The organism is Sphaerochaeta sp. S2, from assembly GCF_016406725.1.
Lineage (GTDB): Bacteria > Spirochaetota > Spirochaetia > Sphaerochaetales > Sphaerochaetaceae > Sphaerochaeta.
Genome location: NZ_JAEKNT010000477.1, coordinates 1 through 3,392 on the forward strand (window position 1 = coordinate 1; position 3,392 = coordinate 3,392).

Annotated in this window: 3 protein-coding genes and 1 pseudogene; 1 reads left to right on the forward strand and 3 read right to left on the reverse strand. The window is 47.1% G+C overall.

The features are described 5' to 3' along the window. Positions 1-591, forward strand: a 591-nt coding sequence (locus JF818_RS13875) for an arsenate reductase ArsC (RefSeq protein WP_233067905.1), incomplete at its 5' end; no start/stop codon positions are given. On the opposite strand, the gene JF818_RS13880 is transcribed toward JF818_RS13875, so the two are convergent. The 3 genes and pseudogenes from JF818_RS13880 to JF818_RS13890 all read right to left on the reverse strand — a co-directional run. Beyond that, positions 588-2,501 carry a bifunctional diguanylate cyclase/phosphodiesterase gene (locus JF818_RS13880; RefSeq protein WP_198892576.1) on the reverse strand — a complete coding sequence of 638 codons (1,914 nt, stop codon included), beginning with the start codon at positions 2,499-2,501 and terminating at the stop codon, positions 588-590. The two genes, JF818_RS13875 and JF818_RS13880, sit on opposite strands and share 4 nt — an antisense overlap. 27 nt (positions 2,502-2,528) lie before the next feature. After that, entirely contained in the window at positions 2,529-3,101 is a 573-nt protein-coding gene (gene pdxT, locus JF818_RS13885) for a pyridoxal 5'-phosphate synthase glutaminase subunit PdxT (protein WP_198892577.1), read from the reverse strand. Next, a pseudogene (locus tag JF818_RS13890) lies at positions 3,098-3,392 on the reverse strand (pyridoxal 5'-phosphate synthase lyase subunit PdxS); the annotation flags it as partial. The gene pdxT and the pseudogene JF818_RS13890, both read right to left, overlap by 4 nt.

Below are 3,392 nucleotides of genomic sequence, written 5' to 3' on the forward strand. Positions count from 1 at the left end.
GCACAAGTCAGTCACTTCAAAACATCTCTCAGCATTAAAGCAAGTGGGAATCATCGACATGAAAAGAGAAGGAACCAGGGTCAATTGCATATTGACCATGCCTTGCGTGCTGGAGATGATGCACTGCTCAATCAAACCATCAAATATAGGAAAGGAATAACCAACATGGCTAAAGAACGAATCATGTTTGTCTGTATCCATAACTCAGCAAGAAGCCAGATGTGTGAGGCTTTCGTAAAGCACTATGCGAGTGACCGATTTGAGGCACATAGCAGCGGAATAGAAGCCGGAAAACTGAACCCACTGGTTGTCCAGGCGATGGAAGAGATCGGTATCTCCATGGAAGGCCATTATGCAAAACCTGCCCAGGAGTATATCGATAGGAATGAAGCATTCGACTACGTTGTGACAGTTTGTGATGAGAGCAACGCCGAACGTTGTCCTATGTTCCCAGGCAAGAGTGAACGTATGCATTGGGGGTTCCCCGATCCAAGTACCATAACCGGTAGTGATGAGGAAAAGCTGGAAGGGATCAGACCAATACGTGATGCAATCCACACTCGAGTCACTGACTGGCTCGCTTCCTGCTAGTGATCTGAGCTTGCCTCCAACCAGGAGAGGAAATCCCCAGGAGGAAGTGGCCTTGAGAAATAGTACCCTTGCACATAGGAGATTCTGTTGCTTTTCACCATCTCCAGCTGTTCGAGGGTCTCTACCCCTTCAGCAATGACTTCTTTTCCGAGGCGCTCCAGCATTCCTGCAATAAGGGAAAGCAACTCATAACTGTTTGTTGTATTCGAAACGACACTTCGGTCAATCTTCACCACATCAAAGGGGAGGTTGACCAATGAATCAAGGTTGGCATAGCCGGTTCCAAAATCGTCCAGGAAAAACCTGACTCCCATATTTCGTAGCGCTTGCCATGACTTTGTCACAACTGGATCACTTGAGAGCACCATTGACTCTGTCACTTCAAACCCTATCTTCTTCGCATCGATTCCCCTCTGGCTTAAAATATCCAGCAACCTACAAGCAATATCGCCTACTGCAAGATCCTCAGCAACGATATTGATAGAAACATGGCTCAGGCGTTCCTGTATACTGGGATGTTCTATAAGGAAGGCACATACTTTCTGCAGCATAATCTCCGTATACATGCTTATCAGACCGGCTTGTTCTGCAAGGGGAATAAACTCTCCAGGTGAAATAATCCCCATCCGCTCATCCTGCAATCGCATCAAGGCTTCAGCAGCAACTGGTTTGTTGCCATCTACATCCATGATCGGCTGGAAGTAGACCTGTATCATGTCTTGCTCCAACAACGCCTTTCGGAGGATTGAAAGGATATCAAGTCTTCTCTGACGCACCCCGATGAGCTTCTGGTTGAAGATGATGACCGGCTGCCTTCGCTTCTCCTTGATCTCCGTCATGGTAAAGGAGAGAGACTCAACAACCTCATCAACCGTATTTTTCTGCAAGGGAATTTCAACGATGGCAATATTCACATGAAAGGAGACCTGAGTCTCCCCAATGGTACACCCCTTTGCAGTCTTTTCTTTGATTATGTTCACTTCCCTGACCAGCTCATTGTGTGTCAACCAGGGAAACATCAGAATAAAGCGGTTGCCCCCAATACGGAAAATCTCAGCTTGTTCATAGGTGGTTTTCAGAAAATCAGCAAAGGAGCGCAGAATTGCATCTCCCCCATCTTCCCCATAACGTTCGTTGAGCAGGCGAAAGTTCTCGATATCCAGAAGTAAGATGGTCCTGTGTTGATGAGAGGAAATACCTTTATTGAGTACTTCCATAAATGCCTGATTGTTTGGGATCCTGGTCAACCAATCCAACAGCAACTCCCTCCTCTGCCAAGAGAGAAAACTGAGTAGCAACATGAAGGCACTACTGAGGGAGAGCATATATGGTTGTCGGAACACCTCAAACAGAACCAAGGAGAACAACAAGAACAATGCAGTGAGTACCATGATGGCCCGTTCATGCCATTCGATATGCTTCCATCGCACCAAGGCGGCATAGAACTCTACCAGAACAAAGAGCGTACTGAGACCAAGCATGAGTGGTATCCCAGAACCTCCGATTATCAGCAGATCTGGGGAGAAAACAAACAATCGATTCAGGAATAGATCAATAAAGGAAGCGATACAGAACAACACAAGCAAGGATCTCTGTACATGGAAGAGTACTGTATAGCTCGTTTTTGAAAGAATCCGTTTTTCAATACTGTTCATCCAAACGAATATCAACAGTGGAATAGAAACAATATGGAGAATTGTTACCAAACGAGCAATGGCTGGAGAAAATGGGAAAAGACCACGTATATGGACATGGCTGAGCAGGGCAAGGACAAGGTATCCAATATAGGCACCTGCCACCCCTGCGGCATCTACATCATGGTAATTGATCACTGAAGAGGATCCCTTCTGATTTACTACGATGGAAACGACTACTATCAGTAAGAACAACTCCATCACCACAAGTTCCATGCACCCTGCCCCCTAGAAGATCAACCATTAGTGTCTGCAGCCTGTCATCCCCAGAAAATACTGGAGGACCCGAGTATCATTCGTCAATTCCGGATGAAACGCAGTCACCAGCATCGTATCATATCTTGCTGCAACGCTGAAGCCATCATACTCTGCTAACATGTGTACATTTTTGTCCGCTCCATGAATGATTGGAGCACGGATAAACGTCATGGGAATTTCGCCAATGCCCTCGAACATGCCAATGGAGGAAAAACTCCCAAGCTGCCGTCCGAATGCATTCCTTCGGACAGTGATAGGCATGAGCGCAAAATGGGTATTGACCTCTCCCTCCAATTCACTCGCGAGCAGTATCATGCCGGCACAGGTACCCCATACCGGCAATCCCTGAGCGATCAAATCCATGAGGGGGTAATAGAGGTCAAGTTCCCTGAGAAGGCTACCCATGACTGTGCTCTCCCCACCAGGAAGGATCAAGGCATCAAACGGAGTCTGTAGATCTTGGGGACTGCGAATCTCAAGGGAAGAGACCCCCAGCTTGTTCAATGCGTGAACATGCTCTACAAACCCTCCTTGCAGTGCTAATACACCAACTCTCATACGCCACGCTCAGCCATAAGAAGGGCAATTTCCTGTTCATTGATACCAATCATGGCTTCTCCCAGATTCTTTGAGAGCTCAGCCAACATCTTGGGATCTTGATAATTCGTAACAGCCTTCACAATGGCATTTGCCCGTTTCTTTGGATCTCCAGACTTGAAGATGCCCGAACCCACAAACACTCCTTCTGCTCCAAGCTGCATCATCAGTGCAGCATCAGCAGGGGTAGCTACCCCACCGGCAGCAAAGTTGACTACCGGAAGCTTTCCACTCTCAAACACAATACGCAAT